Consider the following 20,496-nt stretch of genomic DNA (forward strand, 5'->3'; position numbering starts at 1 on the left):
CGAACGCATGGGCTGACCCGACCGGGACGCGGGGCAGGCCCCTATTCGTCGGTGCGGACCGCCTGGCCGGAATCCACCGGCAGGCGCGCGTTCTTCAGCTCGTCGCCGCTCGGCAGGCTGCGGACGTCCCAGCCGCCGCCCAGCGCACGGATGAGCGAGACGGCCGTGGTGAACCGGTTGAGGCGAATCTGCAGGGCGACGACCTCGTTGTTCAGGGCGAGCGCCTGCGCCGTGACCACGGTGGTGAAGTTCTGCGTTCCGGCCCGATACTCGTTCAGGGTGATCTCCACGGCGCGGCGGGCCGAGGCGACGGCCTCGTCCTGGGCCACCTGCTGCCGGGCCAGGATGCGCACGCCCGCAAGGCCGTTCTCGACCTCCGAGAAGGCGGTGAGCACGGTCTGGCGGTAACTGGCCACGCTGGCATCATAGGCCGCGCGGGTGATGCGCAGGGCCGCCGCGCGGGCACCCCCGTCATAGAACACCTCCATGCCGGCGGCTGCCACCGACCAGACCTGATTGACGGCGGAGAACAGGCCGTTGGCCGGGCTGCCCGAGATGCCCCCGGAGGCCGAGAGCGTCACCGTGGGGTAGAACGCCGCCACGGCGACGCCGATCTGCTCGCTCTGGGCCTGGACGGTGCGTTCGGCCTGCGCGACGTCGGGACGTCGCTCGAGGAGCGTCGAAGGAATGCCGACCGGCACTGCGGGCGGCCGCGCGGCGAGCGGCGCCACCGGCAGGCTCAATTCGGAGGGCGGGCGGCCCACGAGGAGCGCGATGGCGTGCTCGAAGGTGGCGCGCTGCAGGCCGATGGCGATCGCCTGGGCCTGTGTGGTCTGGAGCTGCGTCTGGGCCGTGATCACGTCCGAGCGCGCGGCGACGCCGGCATTGTACTGGTTCTCGGTGATCGCGAGGCTCTTCTTGTAGCCCTCGATGTTCTCGTTGAGCACGCGCTGGAGCGAATCCTGGTAGCGCAGAGTCAGGTAGTTGATCGCGACCTCGGATTGGAGCGTCAGGCGCACCAGGGCGAGTTCGGCGGCGCTGGCCTGGGCCGTGGCGACCTCGCTCTCGATGTTGCGGCGGATGCGGCCGAACAGGTCGAGCTCCCAGCTTGCCTGACCCTGGAGCGAGACGTTGGTGCGCTCGATCCCGAGAGAGCGGGACCGCGAGACATTGGGGGCGCCCGTGACCGTGGGGAACAGGGCGGCACGGGCCTGGGCGACGAAGGCGCGCGCCTGCTCGTAGGCGGCCACCTGGGCCCGCAGGCTCTGGTTGTCGACATCCACGAGGCGGATCAGCCGGTCGAGGGTGGGATCGCGGAACACCCGCCACCAGTCGCCGCGCTCGGCCCCGTCATTGGGCGCGGCCGGACGCCAGCCCTTGCGGCTCGCCACGTAGGCGGCGCTGTCCTCGCGGGTGCCCCCCTCCTTGAACGCCAGGGGCGTCTCCACCGAGGGACGCGCATAGTCCGGCCCGACCATGCAGCCCGAGACGGTGGTGGCCAGGAGGATGGCGGTGGCGCGGAGGGCGCCCGCGCGCGCACCGCCCTGTGCGGGAGAGCGGGAATCGCGAGCGGGCCCTATTGGCCGATGGAAGTCGCTCATTCGGCAGGGCTCAGCGCTACGCCGGCCGCCGGCGCGCCGCGGCGGCGCAGCCGGTCGAGGTACAGGTAGACGACAGGGGTGGTGTAGAGGGTCAGGATCTGGCTCACGATCAGGCCGCCGACGATGGCGATGCCGAGGGGCCGCCGCAGCTCGGAGCCCTCTCCGCCGGCGAGGATGAGGGGCAAGGCACCGAGCATCGCGGCCAGCGTTGTCATCATGATCGGGCGGAAGCGCAAGAGGCAGGCCTCGAAGATCGCGTCTTGTGGCGAGGCCCCCCGGGTGCGTTCGGCATCGAGCGCGAAGTCGATCATCATGATCGCGTTCTTCTTCACGATGCCGATGAGCAGGAACACCGCGATCAGCGCGATGACGGTGAACTCGGTCCCCGAGACGAGGAGCGCCAGGAGGGCGCCGATGCCGGCCGAGGGCAGCGTCGACAGGATCGTCACGGGGTGGACGAAGCTCTCGTAGAGGATTCCGAGGATCGTGTAGACGGCGACGAGGGCGGCCAGGATCAGCAGCGGCTGGCGCGAGGACGATTCCTGGAAGCTCTTCGCCGAGCCGGCGAATTCGCCGTGGATCGTGGCGGGCAGGCGCAGGTCGGTGATCGCCGCGTCGATGGCGGCGGTGGCGTCCGACAGGCTCTTGCCCGGCACGAGGTTGAACGAGATCGTGGTGGCGACGAACAGGCCCTGATGGCTCACCTGAACCGGCGCATTACCGGTCTCCAGCCGGGCGAAGGCCGAGAGCGGAATCATCGTCTCCTTGGAGCTCGACACCGGCGCGCTGGACGAGGCGCCGCCCTTGCCGCCCGCGATGGCGTTGGCGGCCGCGTTGCGGGCCGAATCGGTGGCGATGGAGGCGGCGCTGGCGTCGGCGGTTGCCGTTGCGCCCACGGCGCCGTTCGCGGCAGCGGCCGGGGCGCCCGCCACGGTGCCCGCCACCGCGTTGGTGGTGGCCGAGCCCCGTGCCTTGCCGCCCGAGGTCGAGACGTAGAGCATCTTCAGGGTGTCGGGGCTCTGGAGGTAGCGCGGGGCGATCTCCATCACGACGTGGTACTGGTTTAGCGGGTTGTAGATGGTCGAGACCTGGCGCTGGCCGAAGGCGTCGTAGAGCGTGTTGTCGATCTTGTCCGGGGTGAGGCCGTAGCGGAAGGCGCTGGCCCGGTCGATCACGAGGCGACTCTCCAGGCCGCCCTCCTGCTGGTCGGAGGTGACGTCGGCGAAGATCGGGTTCTTCTGCAGGGCCTGAACCAGCTTCGGCGCGGCCTGATACAGCTCCTCCGCAGTATCGCCCTGCAGGGTGTACTGGTACTGGGCGAAACTCTGGCGCCCGCCCATGCGCAGGTCCTGGCGCGGGAAGAGGTAGAGCCGGGCGCCGGCGACGCGGGACAGCTTCGGGCGCAGGCGCGCCATCACGGCGGTGATCGATTCGCGCTCGCCCCGGGGCTTGAGGCCGACGAAGACGTTGGCCGAATTCGTGCCGCGCCCGCCGGTGAAGCCGACGACGCTGTCCACGGCCGGATCGGCCTGCACGATGGCGGTGGCCTGTTCCAGCTTCTGCTTCATCGATTGGAACGAGATGCGCTGGTCGGCCTGGATGCCGCCCATCATCTGCCCCGTATCCTGCTCGGGGAAGAAGCCCTTCGGGACGATGATGTAGAGGTAGACGTTGAGCCCCACCGTCGCCAACAGGGTCAGGACGACGAGCCGCCGGTGCCGCATGGCGATTCGGAGGGTGCGCTCGTAGCCCGCGAGCATGCCGTCGAACCCGGCCTCCAGGCCCCGCACCAGCCAGTTCGGCCGCGCCGTCCCGTGCGACGCCTCGCGCCGGAGCAGGAGGGCGCACATCATCGGCGTGGTGGTGAGGGACAGCACCAGGGAGATCAGGATCGCGAGCGAGAGAGTGACGGCGAACTCCTGGAACAGGCGGCCGACGATGCCGCCCATCAGCAGGATCGGCAGGAACACCGCCACCAGGGAGAGGCTCATGGAGATGACGGTAAAGCCGACCTCGCGCGAGCCGAGAAGCGCCGCCTCGACCCGCGGCTTGCCCTGCTCGATGTGGCGCTGAATGTTCTCCAAGACCACGATGGCGTCGTCGACCACGAAGCCGGTGGCGATGATCAGCGCCATCAGGGACAGGATGTCGAGGCTGTAATCGAGCAGGTACATCGCCGAGAAGGTGCCGACGATGGAGATCGGCACGGCGACGGCCGGGATCAGGGTGGCACGGCCCGAGCGCAGGAACAGGAACACCACGAAGATGACCAGGGCGACCGCGATGACCAGCGTCTCCTCGGTCTCGGCCAAGGACGCGCGGATGGTGGCGCTGCGGTCGCCCGTGACGGTGAGGTCGATGTCGCCGGGCAGCGCCGCCTTGACCTGCGGGATCGCGGCCTTCAGGCCCTTGATCGTCTCGACGACGTTGGAGCCGGGCTGCTTGTAGATGAACAGGATCACGCCCGGCTTGCCGTTGACGAGGCCGAGATTGCGCCGGTCCTCGACGGAATCCTCGATCTTGCCGACATCCGTGAGGCGCACGGCGGCACCGTTGCGATAGGCCACCACGAGGTCGCGATAATCGGCGGCCACCCGGCCCTGGTCGTTGGCGTAGAGCTGGTAGTGGCGGGTGTCGGTCTCGATCGCGCCCTTGGGCGAATTGGCGTTGGCCGAGGCCAGGGCTGCGCGGATGCCCTCGAGGCCGATGCCGTAGTTGAACAGGGCCGTCGGATCGAGTTCCACCCGCACGGCGGGAAGCGACGAGCCGCCGATATCGACGTTTCCGACCCCGGGGAGCTGGGACATCTTCTGCTGCACCACCGTGGCGGCGGAATCGTACAGTTGTCCCGGCGTCAGGGTGTCGGAGGTCAGGCCCAGGATGAGGATCGGAGCATCGGCCGGGTTGAACTTCCGGTAGGTCGGGTTCGAGCGGAGCGCCGTGGGCAGGTCGGCCCGCGCGGCGTTGATTGCTGCCTGGACATCGCGGGCTGCGCCGTCGATGTCGCGGTTGAGCCCGAACATCAGCACGAGGCGTACCGAGCCGAGCGAACTCGTCGAGGTCATCTCGGTGACGTCGGCGATGGAGCCGAGGCGGCGCTCCAGGGGTGCCGCCACCGTGGTGGCCATGGTCTCCGGCGAGGCGCCCGCCATCTGCGCCTGGACCAGAATGACGGGGAAATCCACCTGCGGCAGCGGCGCCACCGGCAGCTTCATGAAAGCGAAGATGCCGGCGAGCAGCACGCCGATGGTCAGGAGCGTGGTGGCGACGGGCCGCCGGATGAACGGCTCGGAGACGTTCACGGCAGCGCCTCGACGCTGTCGGCCCCGCCGGCGCGGCGGCCGGAGAGGCGGCGCTCCAGGCGGTCGAAGGCGAGGTAGATCACCGGGGTGGTGAACAGGGTCAGCACCTGGCTGACGATGAGGCCGCCCGCGATGACGATGCCCAGGGGCTGGCGCAGTTCGGAGCCGACGCCGGTGCCGACGATGAGGGGCACGGCGGCGAACAGCGCCGCCAGCGTCGTCATCAGGATCGGCCGGAAGCGCAGGATGCAGGCTTCGTAGATCGCATCGCGGGGGCTCATCCCCTCCTCGCGCTCGGCCTGGAGCGCGAAGTCGATCATCATGATGGCGTTCTTCTTCACGATGCCGATGAGAAGCACGATGCCGATGATCGCGATGATGTCGAGGGAGAGCCCGAACAGCATCAGCCCGATCAGCGCCCCGATGCCGGCAGAGGGCAGGGTCGACAGGATGGTGATCGGGTGGATGAAGCTCTCGTAGAGGACGCCGAGGACGATGTAGACGGTGACGATGGCGGCCAGCACCAGGAAGAGTTGGTTCGAGAGCGCCGACTGGAAGGCGAAGACCGACCCCTGCGGCACCACGCGGAAGCTCGGCGGGAGGTCGATGGACTGACGCGCCGCCTCCACCGCCGTGACGGCGTCGCCCAGGGCCGCGCCGGGGGCGAGGTTGAACGACACGGTGGTGGCGGGGAACTGCCCGAGATGGCTGATCAGCAGCGGCGCCCGCCGCTCGCTGACCTGGGCCACGGCGGAGAGCGGAACCTGGCCGGAGGCGACCGTCGAGGATGGCAGGTAGATGTGGTCCAGGCTCTCGATGGTCTTGTGCAGGTCGGGATCGGCCTCGAGGATGACCCGGTACTGGTTCGACTGGGTGAAGATCGTCGAGATGATGCGCTGGCCGAAGGCATCGTAGAGAGCGTTGTCGACCGTGGCCGGCGTGATGCCGTAGCGCCCGGCGGTGGGCCGGTCGATCGTGATGTAGGCGGCCAGCCCGCTCGCCTGCAGGTCGCTCGCCACGTCCATGAGCAGCGGCGAGGCCTGCAGCGCCCGCACGAAGCGCGGCACCCAGGTCTCGAACTCGGTGAGGTTCGGGTTCTCGAGGATGACCTGGTACTGGGTCGCGCCCACCGCCGTGTCGATGGTCAGGTCCTGCACCGATTGCAGGTAGAGGCGGATGCCCGCGACCTCGGTGGTGGCCGCCTTCAGCCGTTCGATGATCTCGGGTGCGCGGGCGGTGCGCTGCTCCTGCGGCTTCAGGTTGATGAGGAAGCGGCCGGAATTCAGCGTGACGTTCTGGCCGTCGACCCCGATGAAGGAGGACAGGCTCTGGACGTCCGGGTCCTTCAGCACGATGGCGGCGAGCTTCTGCTGGCGCTCGGCCATGGCGGCGTAGGAGACGGTCTGGTCCGCCTGGGTCACGCCCTGGATGACGCCCGTATCCTGAACGGGGAAGAACCCCTTGGGGATCACCACGAACAGGTAGGCGGTGAGCGCGATCGTGCCGAGGGTGACGATGAGGGTCAGCGTCTGGTGACGCAGCACCACCCGCAGCATGCGGCCGTAACCCGCGATGATGCCGTCCATGCCCCGGCGCGCGGTGCGGGCGATGACGCCTTCGCGGCGCTCGGCCTTGCCAGGCACGTGGGCTTTCAGCAGGCGCGCGCACAGCATCGGCACGAGGGTGAGCGAGACCACCGCCGAGATGATGATGGTGGCCGCCAGGGTGATCGCGAATTCGTGGAACAGGCGCCCGACCACGTCGCCCATGAAGAGGAGCGGAATCAGCACCGCGATCAGCGAGACGGTGAGCGAGATGATGGTGAAGCCGATCTCGCGGCTGCCCTTGAGCGCCGCTTCCAGGGGCGAGTCGCCCTCCTCCACGTGGCGGGCGATGTTCTCGATCACCACGATGGCGTCGTCGACCACGAAGCCGGTCGCGATGGTCAGCGCCATCAGCGACAGGTTGTCGAGGGAAAAGCCGTAGAGGTCCATGATCGCCAGGGAGCCGATCAGGGAGAGGGGTACCGACAGGCTCGGGATCAGGGTCGCGGAGACGCTGCGGAGGAACAGGAAGATCACTAGCACCACGAGGCCGATGGCCAGCGCCAGCTCGACCTGCACGTCGTGCACCGAGGCGCGGATCGTGGTGGTGCGGTCGGTGAGCACGGTGACGCCGATGGCGGCTGGCAGGGTCGCCTGGAGCTGGGGCAGCAGCGCCTTGATCTTGTCGACGGTGGCGATGACGTTGGCGCCGGGCTGGCGCTGGATGTTCAGGATGACGGCGGGCGTCTCGTCCATCCAGGCGCCGAGCTTGGTGTTCTCGGGGCCGTTGACCACGTCGGCCACGTCGGACAGCCGGACCGGCGCGCCGTTCTTGTAGGCGATGATCGCGTCGTCATAGGCCTTGGGGTCGCGGATCTGGTCGTTGGCGTTGATCGCGTAGGACTGGGTCGGGCCGTCGATGGTGCCCTTGGGCGTATTGACGTTGAGGTTGGTGACCGTGGTGCGCAGGTCGTCGATGTTGAGCCCGTAGGCCGCCAGGGCGCGGGCATTAAAGCGGATGCGCACGGCCGGGCGCTGTCCGCCACCGGTGCTGACGAGGCCGACGCCGGCCACCTGGGAGATCTTCTGGGCCAGGCGCGTCTCGGCGAGATCGCGCACTTCGGTCAGGGGCAGGGTCTTCGAAGTCAGCGCCAGGGTCAGGATCGGCGCATCGGCCGGGTTGACCTTGGCGTAGATCGGCGGCGCCGGCAGGTCGGACGGCAGGAGGTTTCCGGCCGCGTTGATCGCCGCCTGCACCTGCTGCTCGGCGATGTCGAGGGGAAGGTCCAGGCTGAACTGCAGGGTGATGACGGAGGCCCCCGCCGAACTCTGCGAGGTCATCTGGTTCAGGTTGGCGAGTTGCCCGAACTGCCGCTCCAGGGGCGCCGTCACCGCCGAGGTCATCACCTCGGGGCTGGCCCCCGGATAGAAGGTCTGGATCTGGATCGTCGGGTAGTCCACCGACGGCAGGGCCGAGACCGGCAGGTTCAGGTACGACACCATGCCGACCAGGAGGATCGCCAGCATGAACAGCGTGGTGGCGACCGGCCGCAGGATGAAGAGGCGGGACGGATTCATCGGGTCATTGCGCCTCGGCCGGACGCTGCCGCCGGCGCTCGCGCTTCTGGCCCTCGGGAGCGACGGCATCGGCCTTGGCGGCGTCGGGCTTGGCACCCTCGGTCACCGGCGCGGCGGCCGGCGTGCTCTGAGCTTCTGCCGGAGCGCCCGGACTCCGCGCCGCCTTGCCCTGGGCGTCGGCCGCATGGTCCCGCGGCGAGGCGTTCCGGGGCTTGCCGCCTTCCTCGGTGATGCGCACCGGGGCACCGTCGCGGAGCCGGTCGGTGCCGTCCACGACCACGCGGTCGCCGACGTTCAGCCCTTCGGTCACCACCGTCCGCACGCCGTCCGCCTCGCCGAGCTTGACCGGCCGGACCACGACCTTGTCGTCGCCCTGGAGGAGATAGACGTAGGTGCCCGGGGTCCCCCGCAGGATGGCCGCGGTCGGGACGATGGGTGCGTCGCGCACGGTATCGACGGTGAGCTTGGCGTTGACGAACTGGTTGGGAAAGAGCGCGTCGTCCTGGTTCTCGAAGATCGCGCGCAGCTTCACGGTGCCGGTGGTGGTGTCGATCTGGTTGTCCACCGTATCGAGCACGCCGGTGGCGATGACGTTGGTGTCGCCCCGGTCGTAGGCCGTGACCGCGAGCTTGGCGCCGGAGCGCACCCGGCGCATCACCCGCGCGACGTCGTCCTCCGGCAGGGTGAAGACCACCGAGATCGGGTGCAGTTGGGTCACCACCACGATGCTGGTCGAGGCCGCGGTGACGTAGTTGCCCTGATCGATCTGGCGCAGGCCGACGCGGCCCTCCACAGGCGAGATGATGCGGGTGTAGGTGATGTTGAGCTTCTGCTGGTCGACGAGGGCCTGGTCGGCCGCCACCGTACCCTCGTTCTGCTTCACGAGGGCGCCTTGGGTGTCGACGTTCTGCTTCGAGATCGAGTCTTGCTGGCTGAGCCGCTGGAAGCGGGCGAGATCCAGCTTCGAGTTCTGCAGAAGCGCCTGATCGCGCATCAGCTGGCCCTGGTACTGAGCGAGCTGGGCCTCGTAGGGGCGCGAATCGATCTGGGCGAGGAAGTCGCCCTTCTTTACGGTCTGGCCCTCGCGGAACCCGATCTCGGTCAGATAGCCGCTGATCTGCGAGCGCACCGTCACGGTGGCGAGCGGAGTCACGGTGCCGAGGCCCGCGAGGACGATCGGCACGTCGCCGGGCGCGATCGTGGCGATGCCCACCGCCTGGGCCGGCTCGCCATGGCCGCCGCGCCCGCCCCCTCCCTTGCCCCGGCCGGAGGTGGCGGCGACCTGGGTCTCGGATTTGGGCGCGAGGTAGAAACGGTATCCGGCGTATCCGGCCCCTGCCAGGATCAGCAGCAGGATGAACCAGAGCCCCGCCCGGCTGCGACGGGCCGGTGGCGCGGCGCGCGTCTCGCGCGGCAGCACGTCGCCCGGCCGCGCGTCGCCACGGACCGTCCCGGGGTATTCGCGCGCTGTCTCGGTGCGGATGGGTGAAGTTTCGTTCATGGCCTGACGATCATGGCGTGTTGCGGACGGCGTTGCGAGCGGAAGAACCGGCAAGCCCCCACGAGACCAACGGCCTCCGGCGCACCGCAATCCCGTGCCGCGGGCCCGGTTCGCGCATGCCCGGTTGGCGCTCGCCCGGATCGGCAGGCGCTGCCGATGAAATAAGGTCCGTGGGCGCCCCGGGACAGGATCGAGCGACGTCGCACCCTGCGCCTCGCATCGGCAGGTCTCGGCCGATCACCGATTTCATCCCATCGAAGCTCGACCCCGGCCGGTCCCAGGTCTTCAAGGCGGTCGCGGCACGGCATGAGAGACGCTCTAGGGAACCAATGCGACTCCAGTGCGGCCTTCGCGTTTCCACCGTATTGCTGCTGCGCCCGCGCTTGCAAATCCGTGTCGAGACGCTCCGCTGAACGCGGCCGGTCCTCCGACGATCAGCAACCGGTAAACAGAAAAGGCCGCCGCTGGGGGAAGCGACGACCTCTTCTTGGGAAGGACCGGAGCGGCGACGACACGTGTACGGAACGAGGGGGCGAAGTCCCGCGCTGGCAATCACCGCTCCAGCCGTGAGTCGAGAGTTACGTGATGGCTGATGAAAGTCAACAATCGTCAGGCCGGCGGCTTGGCGAGGCTTCGGGCGGCGTGCGAGGACGCACATTTCACCGGGACGAAGGGGCGTGCTACGCCACGGCTCGACGCTCCGTTCCTTGCTCCCCGAACCCCCGCACTCCATGAATCCCGTGCTCGCCGACCTGCCGACGACCATTTTCACGGTGATGTCGGGCCTCGCCCGCGAACTCGGCGCGATCAACCTGGGTCAGGGCTTCCCGGACGATCCGGGACCGGAGGATGTCCGGCGCAAGGCCGCCGAGGCCGTGCTGCACGGCGACAACCAATACCCGCCGATGATGGGCTTGCCTGACTTGCGCCGGGCGATCGCGGCGCATTACGCGCATCATCAGGGGCTGGATCTCGACCCGACGGCGGAGGTGATGGTGACGTCGGGGGCCACCGAGGCCATCGCCGCCGCCCTTTTCGCCCTGATCGCACCGGGTGACGAGGTCGTGCTGTTCGCCCCCCTCTACGACGCCTACCTGCCGCTGGTGCGCCGCGCCGGCGGCGTCGCGCGCATCGTGGCGCTCCGGCCCCCGCAGTTCCGCCTCGACGCGGACGCCCTCGCGGAGGCTTTCTCGGATCGGACGAAGCTCGTCATCCTGAACAATCCGCTCAATCCCAGCGCCACGATCTTCGGACGCGAGGACCTGGCGCTGCTCGCCGCCTTCTGCACGCGGCACGATGTGGTGGCGGTCTGCGACGAGGTCTGGGAGCATATCGTCTTCGACGGCGCACGGCATAGCCCGCTGATGGCGCTGCCGGGCATGCGCGATCGGACCGTGAAGATCGGCTCGGCCGGCAAGATCTTCGGCCTGACCGGCTGGAAGGTCGGTTTCGTGATGGCGGCGCCCCCCCTGATGCGGGTGGTCGCGAACGCCCACCAGTTCCTCACCTTCACGACGCCGCCTGCCCTGCAGGAGGCGGTGGCCTACGGGCTCGCCAAGGACGACGCTTACTTCACCGGGATGCGCGCACGCTTCGCCGCCTCCCGTGACCGCCTGTCGGCAGGCCTCACCGAGCGAGGCTTCCGGGTGCTGCCCTCCCACGGCACCTACTTCCTGAACGTCGACCTTGCGCCCCTCGGCTGCGACGACGACGTCGCGTTCTGCGACGACCTCGTGCGCCGGCACGGCGTGGCCGCGATTCCGATCAGCGCCTTCTATCCCGATGCCTCCGTGCGCCACCTCGTGCGGCTGTGTTTCGCCAAGGCCGACGACGTCCTCGACCGGGCGCTCGACCGGCTCACCGCCGTCGCGCGGCAGGCGGCCTGATGGGCCGGTTCGCAAGGGCGACGCTTGCGGGCGCGCGCGACCGGGGCCACATCCCGACGCATGACCACGCAGCACCCTTCTCACAGGCTGGACTTGCCCCGGAGCCCGACCATGGACTTCACCCGGACCGCCGGTGCCACGACCCGCTTCCGGCCCAAGGCGGACGACCGCGAGGCGACGCTGCTGCGCCTGGAGGCGTTCGCGCATCTCATGGACTCGGCCTTCGTGATCCCCGGCATCAACCGGCGGGTGGGCCTCGACGCCCTGGTGGGCCTCGTCCCGGTCGTGGGCGACGTCGCCGGCATGCTGCTGGCCTCCTACATCGTGGTGGAGGCGCGCCGGCTCGGGGCGCCGCGCTGGCTCATCGCCCGGATGGCCCTGAACATCGCGGCCGACGGGGCGCTCGGCGCCGTTCCCCTGGCGGGCGACCTGTTCGATGCGGCGTTCAAGGCCAACCGCCGCAACGTGCGCCTGCTGCGGCGTCACCTGGAGCGGCATGGCGGCTTGCGCCCGAACGAGATCGAGGGCACGGCGACGCACATCGACGGCTGAGATCCGGCGCACGGGGGGACGCCCGATGAACGAGGTCGCGCGTCCCGACACCGCCCAGGCGGTCGCCCTGCCCGCGCCGAGTCGCGGCCTGTCGCCGTTGAACCGGCGGCGGCTCGCCAATTTCCGGCGCAATCGCCTCGGATACTGGTCGTTCCTGATCTTCACGGGCCTGTTCGTCACGAGCCTGTTCGCCGAGTTCATCGCCAACGATCGGCCGCTGGTCGTCTCGTACAAGGGCGAGATCCTGTTCCCGGTGATCATCGACTATCCGGACGAGAAGTTTGGCGGCTTCTACGCCCGACCCAACTATCGCTCGGCGGAGACCCGCAAGGAGATCGCCGATAACGGCTGGGCGATCTGGCCCCCGATCCCCTATTCCTACGACACGATCATCGACGGGCTGCCGACCCCCTCCCCCTCGCCCCCGACTTGGATGCTCACCGAGGCCCAGTGCCAAACCGTGGGTAAGCCCTGCGCCGAGCTGGAGAAGCACTGGCTCGGAACCGACAACACCACGCGCGACGTGCTGGCGCGCATCATCTACGGCTTCCGCATCTCGGTGCTGTTCGGGCTGATCCTCGCCCTGATCTCCTCGGTGATCGGCGTGATCGCCGGAGCGGTACAGGGCTATTTCGGCGGCTGGGTCGACCTTGCCCTGCAGCGCTTCATCGAGGTCTGGAGCGGCATCCCGACCCTCTATCTCATCATCATCATCTCGGCCTTCATCGAGCCGGGCTTCTTCGTACTGCTGGGCATCCTGCTGCTGTTCTCATGGGTGTCTCTCGTCGGGGTCGTGCGGGCGGAGTTCCTGCGGGCCCGCAACTTCGAGTACGTGCGGGCCGCCCGGGCGCTGGGCCTCTCGAACATCCGCATCATGAGCCGCCACCTCCTGCCCAACGCGATGGTGGCGACGCTGACCTTCCTGCCCTTCATCCTCAACGGATCGATCGGGACGCTGACCTCCCTCGACTTCCTCGGCTTCGGCCTGCCCCCCGGCTCGGCCTCGCTGGGCGAGTTGCTGGCCCAGGGCAAGGACAACATCCAGGCGCCCTGGCTCGGACTGACCGGCTTCTTCGTGGTGGCGGTGATGCTGAGCCTGCTGGTCTTCGCCGGCGAGGCCGTGCGCGACGCCTTCGACCCGCGCAAATCCTTCGCCTGAGAGCCGGTCTTTGCGGCAGCGCGGAGCCTCGGGCTGTCGTCCGATCAGTCCCTCAGAGGGGGCGCTGGCGGCCGCCGTCGAGCAGCCAGCCCCTGGCACGCAGGAGAAGGGCCGGCCGGACCCGGGCAACGTCGTCGCCATCGACGAGGGGGGAGCCTGCGAGGGCGGTGAGATAGGCGTGTTCGCTGGGCCGGCAGGTGCGCAGGGCCGCGTCGGCGGCGATGACCCGGCTGGAAAGGGCGACCTCGAGGGCGAAGTTGCGGTTGAGGCAGGCGCGCCAGGAGGCGTGGCGCTCGGCCACGCTCGGGGCCTCCTGCGCCGCCGCGGAGGCGGCGAGCAGCATCAGCAGAGCAGGCGCTGCAGCGGTACGGCGGAGATCGCGGAACGTCATGGACGGGGTATCCCGGAGCGGGATCACCCTCGCGCCGCCACGCTTAACCGCGCCTTAAAGGATCGGGTTGTCCACGATCCCGCATTGGGACAGCGTCAGCGGTTGGCCGTGGTGACGGGCGAGGCGGCCCGGCCGAGGGACACCCAGGCGACGGCATCCTGGCTCTCGCGCTTGATGAAGGTGTAGCCGGTCTGACGCCAGGGCAGGATCGTGCTGGTCTTGTTGTCGAGGATGAGGTCGCCGCGATCGGTGATCAGGGTCAGGACGGCATGGCCTTCGCCCTTCTCGTCGATCACGACGGTCATCCGCATCGCCCGGCGCGGCAGCCCGGCCTCGGCCAGGAGCTTGCGCTTGAGGAGCTGGAAGTCCTCGCAATCCCCCGCGCCGTCCTCGGCGAGGTCCCAGCGGTCCGCGACGTGCAGGTGGTCCATGTCGGTGACGGCGACCAGGGACTTGTTCACCCGGCGGTTAACCGAGACGATGGTGTTCCAGATCGTCGGCGTCAGGGCGATCTGGGCTGGCTCGGCGGTGTTCACCGCACATTCCGTCGCGTAGGCGGCGCAGAAATCGACCCAGGCGGCGATCGGGCGGGTCTGGACACCGGCACTGATGGCGCTCGGGACCGTGGGCAGGGCCGCCAGGGTCTGCGCTTCGGCGCCCGACACGGCGACGAGGCCCAGGGCCAGCGTCGCGGCACCGAAGGTGGCGAGACGGGTCTTCAGAGCCGAGAAACGCTGGGAAAACCCGTACCGCATGACCGCCCTTGGCCCCGTTAAGCTTCTGTTAACGAATGTCCCACGGCAGACGTTGCACCACAATCGGCGGGTTAAGAAAAGGTTAACGGTGTGGATGACGGCGCTTCGGTTCTTCGTCACCGCGTCCGGCCGACGCAACGTTCTGACGCGACAGGCCCGGGATCGGCGGCGGCGGGACAGACACCGTCCGCGGACAGCCGAGAAGCATCGCCGGAGTCAATGCTGTCCAGGGACGTTGTGGCGGCCAGGCGTTGCTTTGCCAAACAACGAACAAGCCTGCATCGATCGGATTGCGACAGAGGCTGAACAGGTCTTGCCCGTCCTAAGCCTCTCACGGCTAGAGGTGAGACGCTTGTCCCCGGGCGAGGCAGCCCCATTTTTACCCGCGAGGGCGCAATCAGACCGAGAAAACGAGGCCTAGATGATTGACGCAGATCGACCCTTCCGGATCGCTCGGCCGCTGACGGCACGCATGGCGCTCGCCCTTGCCCTGTCGGCCGTGATGATCCCCACCGCTCGTGCGCAGGAGACGCCCTACGTCAACCCGGAGCGCGGGACGTTCCTGATCCATGGCAATTACTGTGGCCCGGGCAATCGCAGCCCGCGCCCGCCCATCGATGCCCTGGACCTCGCCTGCATGCATCACGACATCTGCTCGCCGCCCAGGGGGCAGATCCCCACCTGTGCCTGCAACGACCGCCTGCACGCGGAGGCCGAAGCGGTCTCGGAGGACCAGACGCAGCCGCAGAGCCTGCGCGACACGGCCGGCTTCGTTGCCGACACTGCCCTCGCCCTGCCCTGCCGCTGACGCTGCGTTCCGACAAGCGCCGCTGGCCAACCCCAAGAAGCGCTGCTGGCCAGCCCCAAGAAGCGCCGCTGGCCAGACCCGGGGCGCGCCGCTGGCCGTGCCCCGGGTTCCTCTCGGCCTCAGGCCTGGGGCAGGTCCGGCGTAATCCCGAGGTTGGCGAGGCCCTCGTCGAGGAGGTCGCCCGCATTGGGAATACCGAGGATCTCGCGGGCAGCCCCCTCGCCGGCAGCCTCGCGCTCGCGGGCGAAGCGCACCGCCTCGGACCATTCCTCGGGTTCCATGTCGCCGCGCCCGATATAGAGAAGGGCCAGGAGGTCGGCGCGCTCGTCGTCGTTGAGGGCGCCGATCATCGACCGCAATTCTTCCTCGGTGGCGTCGTCCGTGCCCGAGATGAGCACGTCGGTGGCCCCGTCATCGGTGGGGTTGGAGCCGGAATCGGGGTCGGTCGGCCCTTCCTTCACATCGACGGCGCGCACGCGCAGGATGATTTCGGTGACCTTGTCGACGGCGATGTCCATGAACGCATTCCCGTTTCGGCGGCCGCCGGCAGCGGCGGCCCTGAGCAGCGACAACGGGCCAAGCCGGATCCGGTTCGCGTCGATCCGAACCGGTCCGCGCCGATGACGCGTTGGATCGGTGGCCTCGACGGGTGCCGTGGGGCCTGGGCCGGGGTCCTGCTGGACCTCGACGACCCCGCTCGCTACCGCGCCGTGCGGGTCACCCGGCCGGCCGACCTCCTCGACGGCGTCGAGGCACCGATCCGCGTGGGGATCGACTGTCCCATCGGCCTGGAGGCGCACGTGACCGGCGGCGGACGAAGTGCCGACCGGGCCGCGCGCGCTGTCCTGGGCGCCGGACGAGCGAGCGTGTTTCCGGTGCCGGCCCGCGCAGCGGTCTATGCCGGGACTTACGAAGAGGCGAAGGCGTTGTCACGGGCACACAGCACGCCGCCCTTCGCGCCCTCGATCCAGTGCTGGAACATCCTGCCCGCCGTCCGGGCGGTCGACGGGCTGCTACGGGCGCGACCGGATCTCATGGCGCGCCTTCACGAAGTCCATCCCGAGATCGTGTTCCGCTGCCTCAACGGCGGACAGCCCCTGGCGGCGGGCAAGAAGGGTTTGGGCCGCCAGGCGGGACTTGCCGAACGCCGCGCCCTGCTCGAACGGGCCGGCCTGCCCGAAGGCCTGATCGCAGGACGACCGTCCGGGATCGGTGCGGACGACCACCTCGATGCGCTGGCCGCCCTCGTCGTCGCCCGCGATCTCGCCGAGGGCCGCGCCCGCCCCCTGCCCGATCCACCCGACCGGGACGCCGAGGGACTTCCCGTCGTGATCTGGATGCCGGCCGATCCGTCGAGCCACCCCCTGGCCGCAGGAGAAATCCCTGCTAGATCGGGGAGCTGAAGCGGGACGGTGGGACATGGACATGACGCAGGATCTGACCGTTCGCGACATCGCCCGGGCGCTGGTGTTCGATCCCGATCAGCGCCTTCTGCTCATCGCCTACGAGTCCGTGCGCCCGATCGATCCGGCGAGACCGGAGGACCGCACCTTCTGGTTCATGCCCGGGGGCGGTCTCGAGGCCGGCGAGACGCATGTGGAGGCCTGCCGGCGCGAACTGTCCGAGGAAATCGGCGTGCCGGATGCCGAGATCGGACCACAGGTCGCGTCGTGCGACGGCCCCTTCCACCTGTTCCGGACCTCTCGCTATGCCCGCGAGCGCTACTTCGTCGTCCGCCTGCCCGACGCGACCGTGGATACGAGCCGTCTGGCGGAAACCGAGGACAACCCGGTCCTCGGCACCCGCTGGTGGACGCTGGCCGAACTCGCGTCCACGTCCGAGCGCATCGAGCCGAGGGGGTTGGTCGAGGTCGCCCGCGACATCGTTGCCGGGACGATACCGGCGGCGCCGGTCGTCCTAAACTGGCGGGAGCAACCGTAGCCCTCCGGCACGCCACGTGTTGGCGAGCCTCCCACGAAACCCATGAGCGAGGACCAACCCATGTTTCCAGAGACGCTGAAGGCCGGCTATCGCTCCTTCATCGACGGACGCCTGACCGACGAGGCCAAGCGCTACGCCAAGCTCGCCGAGGGTCAGAGCCCCGAGGTTCTGATGATCAGCTGCTGCGACAGCCGCGTCTCCCCGGAGGTGATCTTCGACACCGGACCAGGTGAACTCTTCGTGATCCGCAACGTCGCGAACATCGTCCCCCCGCACGAGACCGGCGGCGATTATCACGGCACCTCGGCGGCGATCGAGTTCGCTGTGGAAGGTCTGGAAGTGAAGCACATCGTGGTGCTGGGTCACGCCACCTGCGGCGGCATCAAGGCCTACGCCAACTCGTCGAAGCCGCTGTCGCAAGGCGACTTCATCGGTAAGTGGGTCTCCCTCGTGGGCCCCGCCGCCGAGAAGGTCGGTGCCCAGAACGGCCCCGACTACCTGACCCGCCTCGAATACGCGATGGTCGGCCAGAGCCTCACGAACCTGATGACCTTCCCGTTCGTGCGCAAGCGGGTGGAGAGCGGGCAGCTGGCCCTGCACGGCGCCCATTTCGGCATTGCCCGCGGGGAGTTGCTCCTGCGCGACCCCGAGACCGGCGCGTTCAACCCGGCCATCGACGGCGAGGGCCGCAGGCTCGGCCCGACCTCGTCGATCGGCTGCTTCCAGAGCTGAGTCCAGGGGCCGACGGCATCCCCGCGGCGGACAAGGCCCCTCATCGAAAAAGGACGCCGTGCCCCAGGGGCGCGACGTCCTCTTACGTTGTGCTGGTGTGCCGGGCCCTCGGGCCCGGCATCCGTTTCCCGGCTCAGCGAGCGCCCGGAAGGCTCTGAGCCATCTGGTAATGGGACTGCAGCACCGGCAGGGCCTGCTCCGCATGTGCGCGCAGGGCCGGGTTCGGGCCGGAGGCGGCGTAGGAGCGGAACATGCCGATGGTCATCTCGTGTGACTGGACCTGCATGCGACCGTAGAGACGGTCGAAGCGCGGGCCGGCCGGCGTCTGGGACAACTCGGCCAGCATCGCCTGCTGCTGCGGGTTCGGCTGGATGATCGTGGTACCGGCGGTGGTGTCGACATCGCCGCGCAGGGCCTGGCTACCGGTCGCCGCACCGCGAGCTGCGCCCGAACCGATGCCCTCGACGCCCCCGATGGGACCGCCACTCAGGGTGCCGCCCACCGCGCCGGCGGCAGCGCCCGTGGCCGCACCGACCGCACCACCCGCCACCGCGAGCGGGGCGGTGATCAGGCCGCCGAGGCCCTCGTTGCCGCGGACCGCGGCGTAGTTGTTCTCGCCACCGGCCAGGGCCACGTTGGCGGCGCGGTGGTCACGGATCGCCTCGCGCGCGAAGCGCAGCACCTGCGGGTTGCGGCTCTTGTTGATCGCGATCTGGCTCGACTGAATCTCGAAGGCGTTGGCCTGCATGGCGTCCATGCGGAAGTCGCCCATGCTCTGCGCGATGGCAGGAGCGGACAGAACGGTCATCACGGCGGTGAGAGCGAGAGTCTTCTTGATCATGTGTTCCTCTAATCCAACGCGACAGTGCAGCCTGAATGCCCAAAGGCTATTCATTCCTGACGGAGGGCGAGCCTGTCATGGTTGGTGGGCCAACGACGCGGTTGCGATTGGGTTCCCAACTTACACGGGTTCTTTTCTCAGCTTTACCCAAACGAAACTGATCTTCTAAATGGCCAAGCTTTCTGCTCGATTTGCTTTCGGCGCACCTCTTGGCGTGCCGATCCGAGCACCTCGTCCAAGCACCTCGTCCAAGCACCTCGGGAAAACGTCGGGCGGGCCCGGCCATCCTGTTTTCCAAGACCGCGTTTCGCACTAGCTTGGTCCCATCGTGCCGTTGCGAGGAAGGCTCCCGATGAAGACCCTGCTCGTTCCCGTCGCGTCCCATGACGCTCTGCCCTCGGTCTTCGAGACCGCGATCCTCACCGCCCGCCGGTTCGGCAGCCTCATCGAGGGCGTCTCCCTGCGGCCGGCCCTGGCCGAGTACGTTCCCGTCGACATGGTCGGGGGCATGACCTGGCTCCGTGACGAGGAGGCCGACAAGGTCGAAGCCGAGCGCGCCGGGCGGCAGTTCATCAACTTCATGACCCAGGCCAGCCTGCCGCTCGCGGCCGAGGGTCCGTGCAACCCGGAGGCCCTGGCCGCCGGCCCGCGCTACCGCTGGCGGGCCGACGTACCGGCCGGCGACGGCTTCCTGGGCCAGTACGCGCGCCTGTTCACCGCCACCGTGGTGGGCCGGCCCGGAACCGAGGACGGCGCCCCGCGCATGACCACCTTCGAGACCGCCCTGTTCGAGAGCGGACGGCCGATCCTGCTGGCGCCGCCGATCGCCCCCGCCACCCTCGGCGAGGCGATCCTGATCGCCTGGAACGGATCGACCGAGACGGCCCGCGCGGTGGCCTTCGCAATGCCGTTCCTGCGGCAGGCCAAGCGGATCCGCGTCATCAGCGTCGAGGGTGGGACGGTCCCGGGCCCGACGGCCGAGGAACTGGCGCGTGCCCTGGCCTGCGAGGGCATCAGCGCCGATTTCCGCGCTCATTCGGCCGGTCGGCGGACACCCGGAGAGGTCTACCTCGCCGAGGCTGAAGCCTTCGGGTGCGACCTCCTCATCAAGGGCGCCTACACCCAGAGCCGCCTGCGACAGATGATCTTCGGTGGCCCGACGAGCCACCTCCTGGCCCATGCGGCGATCCCGACGCTGATGGCCCACTGACCTATCCGCATCGCGCGCAATTGACTTGCGCGCGCGGAAGATTGGGAGCACCGTCCCGGCGGCCGGTTCGAACCGGTTGCCAGGAATCCTCTGCATGAAGTCGCTGACTCTCGTCCTCGTCCTGTCCGGCCTCGCCCTTAGCCTTCCGGCCATGGCCGACTCCCCCGTCGTCCGCATCCGAGGCACGATCGAGGCGGTGGACGGCACCAGCGTCACCATCAAGCCGCGCATGGGCGCGCCGGTGCAGGTCAAGCTCGGCGACGGCGTTCGGGTCGCCACCGCCAATGCCGCCAAGATCAGCGACATTCAGCCCGACAGCTACATCGGCACCGCCGCCACGCCGCAGCCGGACGGAACCCTGAAGGCCCTCGAGGTCGCGGTGTTCGCGCCGAGCATGCGCGGAACCGGCGACGGCCACTACCCGTGGGATCTCGAGAAGGAGAACACCATGACCAACGGCGCGGTGGGCGCCCTCTCGGGGACCACCGACCGGACGATCCGGGTGACCTACAAGGGCGGCGAGAAGACCATCACCGTGCCGGAGGGCGTGCCGGTCGTGGCCCTGGCCCCCGGGGATGCCAGCAAGATCAAGCCGGGTGCCCGAATCGTGGCCTTCACCAAGGCGGATGCCGGCGGCGTCGCCGTGGCCGACCGGATGATCGTGGGCGAGAACGGCACCGTCCCGCCGATGTGAG

At 69.0% G+C, this 20,496-nt stretch carries 17 protein-coding genes; 9 read left to right on the top strand and 8 right to left on the bottom strand.

Annotated features, from left to right (window positions below):
- Positions 1–41: 41 nt before the first annotated feature.
- The 4 genes from AC0IY1_RS00675 to AC0IY1_RS00690 are packed head-to-tail and all read right to left on the bottom strand — an operon-like array spanning position 42 to position 9,526.
- Positions 42–1,601 (bottom strand): efflux transporter outer membrane subunit, encoded by a 1,560-nt coding sequence (locus AC0IY1_RS00675; protein WP_471767040.1) that lies wholly within the window; start codon positions 1,599–1,601, stop codon positions 42–44.
- A complete protein-coding gene (locus tag AC0IY1_RS00680) occupies positions 1,598–4,903 on the bottom strand; it encodes an efflux RND transporter permease subunit (protein ID WP_471767041.1) in 3,306 nt (1,101 codons plus the stop codon). Before AC0IY1_RS00680 ends, AC0IY1_RS00675 begins: the two co-directional genes overlap by 4 nt.
- Positions 4,900–8,025 carry an MdtB/MuxB family multidrug efflux RND transporter permease subunit gene (locus AC0IY1_RS00685; RefSeq protein ID WP_055947601.1) on the bottom strand — a complete coding sequence of 1,042 codons (3,126 nt, stop codon included), beginning with the start codon at positions 8,023–8,025 and terminating at the stop codon, positions 4,900–4,902. Before AC0IY1_RS00685 ends, AC0IY1_RS00680 begins: the two co-directional genes overlap by 4 nt.
- Before the next feature lie 4 nt (positions 8,026–8,029).
- Positions 8,030–9,526 (bottom strand): MdtA/MuxA family multidrug efflux RND transporter periplasmic adaptor subunit, encoded by a 1,497-nt coding sequence (locus AC0IY1_RS00690; RefSeq protein ID WP_471767042.1) that lies wholly within the window; start codon positions 9,524–9,526, stop codon positions 8,030–8,032.
- A gap of 731 nt (positions 9,527–10,257) precedes the next feature.
- Between AC0IY1_RS00690 and AC0IY1_RS00695 the strand changes: the two genes are divergently transcribed.
- The 3 genes from AC0IY1_RS00695 to AC0IY1_RS00705 all read left to right on the top strand — a co-directional run bounded on the left by AC0IY1_RS00695 (position 10,258) and on the right by AC0IY1_RS00705 (position 13,123).
- Positions 10,258–11,412: an aminotransferase gene (locus AC0IY1_RS00695; RefSeq protein WP_471767043.1), complete on the top strand. Its 1,155-nt coding sequence runs from the start codon at positions 10,258–10,260 to the stop codon at positions 11,410–11,412.
- A 111-nt stretch (positions 11,413–11,523) separates the two neighbouring features.
- Complete coding sequence (locus tag AC0IY1_RS00700; RefSeq protein WP_055947593.1) at positions 11,524–11,964, top strand: DUF4112 domain-containing protein; 441 nt, start codon at positions 11,524–11,526, stop codon at positions 11,962–11,964.
- Between the two features lie 25 nt (positions 11,965–11,989).
- Positions 11,990–13,123, top strand: coding sequence for an ABC transporter permease (locus tag AC0IY1_RS00705; protein WP_471767044.1), 1,134 nt, complete (start codon positions 11,990–11,992; stop codon positions 13,121–13,123).
- 52 nt (positions 13,124–13,175) lie between these two features.
- Here the strand turns inward: AC0IY1_RS00705 and AC0IY1_RS00710 are convergent, their stop codons facing one another.
- Both AC0IY1_RS00710 and AC0IY1_RS00715 read right to left on the bottom strand, forming a co-directional pair.
- Positions 13,176–13,514: a hypothetical protein gene (locus tag AC0IY1_RS00710; protein WP_471767045.1), complete on the bottom strand. Its 339-nt coding sequence runs from the start codon at positions 13,512–13,514 to the stop codon at positions 13,176–13,178.
- A 95-nt stretch (positions 13,515–13,609) separates the two neighbouring features.
- Entirely contained in the window at positions 13,610–14,269 is a 660-nt protein-coding gene (locus tag AC0IY1_RS00715; protein ID WP_055947585.1) for a transglutaminase-like cysteine peptidase, read from the bottom strand.
- Between the two features lie 421 nt (positions 14,270–14,690).
- Here AC0IY1_RS00715 and AC0IY1_RS00720 point away from each other — a divergent pair, with 421 nt between their 5' ends.
- On the top strand, positions 14,691–15,077 hold the full coding sequence (locus AC0IY1_RS00720) for a hypothetical protein (RefSeq protein WP_471767046.1): 387 nt from the start codon (positions 14,691–14,693) through the stop codon (positions 15,075–15,077).
- Positions 15,078–15,196: 119 nt separating this feature from the next.
- Here AC0IY1_RS00720 and AC0IY1_RS00725 read toward each other — a convergent pair whose 3' ends face one another.
- Complete coding sequence (locus AC0IY1_RS00725) at positions 15,197–15,595, bottom strand: DUF3775 domain-containing protein (protein WP_055947582.1); 399 nt, start codon at positions 15,593–15,595, stop codon at positions 15,197–15,199.
- Positions 15,596–15,697: 102 nt separating this feature from the next.
- Between AC0IY1_RS00725 and AC0IY1_RS00730 the strand changes: the two genes are divergently transcribed.
- From AC0IY1_RS00730 to AC0IY1_RS00740, 3 genes are read left to right on the top strand one after another with little or no spacing between them, the layout of a single operon-like run.
- A complete protein-coding gene (locus AC0IY1_RS00730) occupies positions 15,698–16,480 on the top strand; it encodes a DUF429 domain-containing protein (RefSeq protein WP_055947578.1) in 783 nt (260 codons plus the stop codon).
- A gap of 22 nt (positions 16,481–16,502) precedes the next feature.
- Entirely contained in the window at positions 16,503–17,018 is a 516-nt protein-coding gene (locus tag AC0IY1_RS00735; protein WP_055948811.1) for an NUDIX hydrolase, read from the top strand.
- Positions 17,019–17,078: 60 nt separating this feature from the next.
- On the top strand, positions 17,079–17,750 hold the full coding sequence (locus tag AC0IY1_RS00740; RefSeq protein WP_055948808.1) for a carbonic anhydrase: 672 nt from the start codon (positions 17,079–17,081) through the stop codon (positions 17,748–17,750).
- A 133-nt stretch (positions 17,751–17,883) separates the two neighbouring features.
- Here AC0IY1_RS00740 and AC0IY1_RS00745 read toward each other — a convergent pair whose 3' ends face one another.
- The gene (locus tag AC0IY1_RS00745; RefSeq protein ID WP_471767047.1) at positions 17,884–18,591 is read right to left on the bottom strand and encodes a DUF4142 domain-containing protein; all 708 of its coding nucleotides are present in this window, start codon (positions 18,589–18,591) and stop codon (positions 17,884–17,886) included.
- A 352-nt stretch (positions 18,592–18,943) separates the two neighbouring features.
- Here AC0IY1_RS00745 and AC0IY1_RS00750 point away from each other — a divergent pair, with 352 nt between their 5' ends.
- Together AC0IY1_RS00750 and AC0IY1_RS00755 are read left to right on the top strand one after the other, a co-directional pair.
- Positions 18,944–19,801 (top strand): universal stress protein, encoded by an 858-nt coding sequence (locus AC0IY1_RS00750; protein WP_471767048.1) that lies wholly within the window; start codon positions 18,944–18,946, stop codon positions 19,799–19,801.
- A gap of 94 nt (positions 19,802–19,895) precedes the next feature.
- The gene (locus AC0IY1_RS00755; RefSeq protein WP_471767049.1) at positions 19,896–20,495 is read left to right on the top strand and encodes a hypothetical protein; all 600 of its coding nucleotides are present in this window, start codon (positions 19,896–19,898) and stop codon (positions 20,493–20,495) included.
- Position 20,496: the final 1 nt, after the last annotated feature.

This window comes from Methylobacterium sp. AC690 (assembly GCF_979256535.1).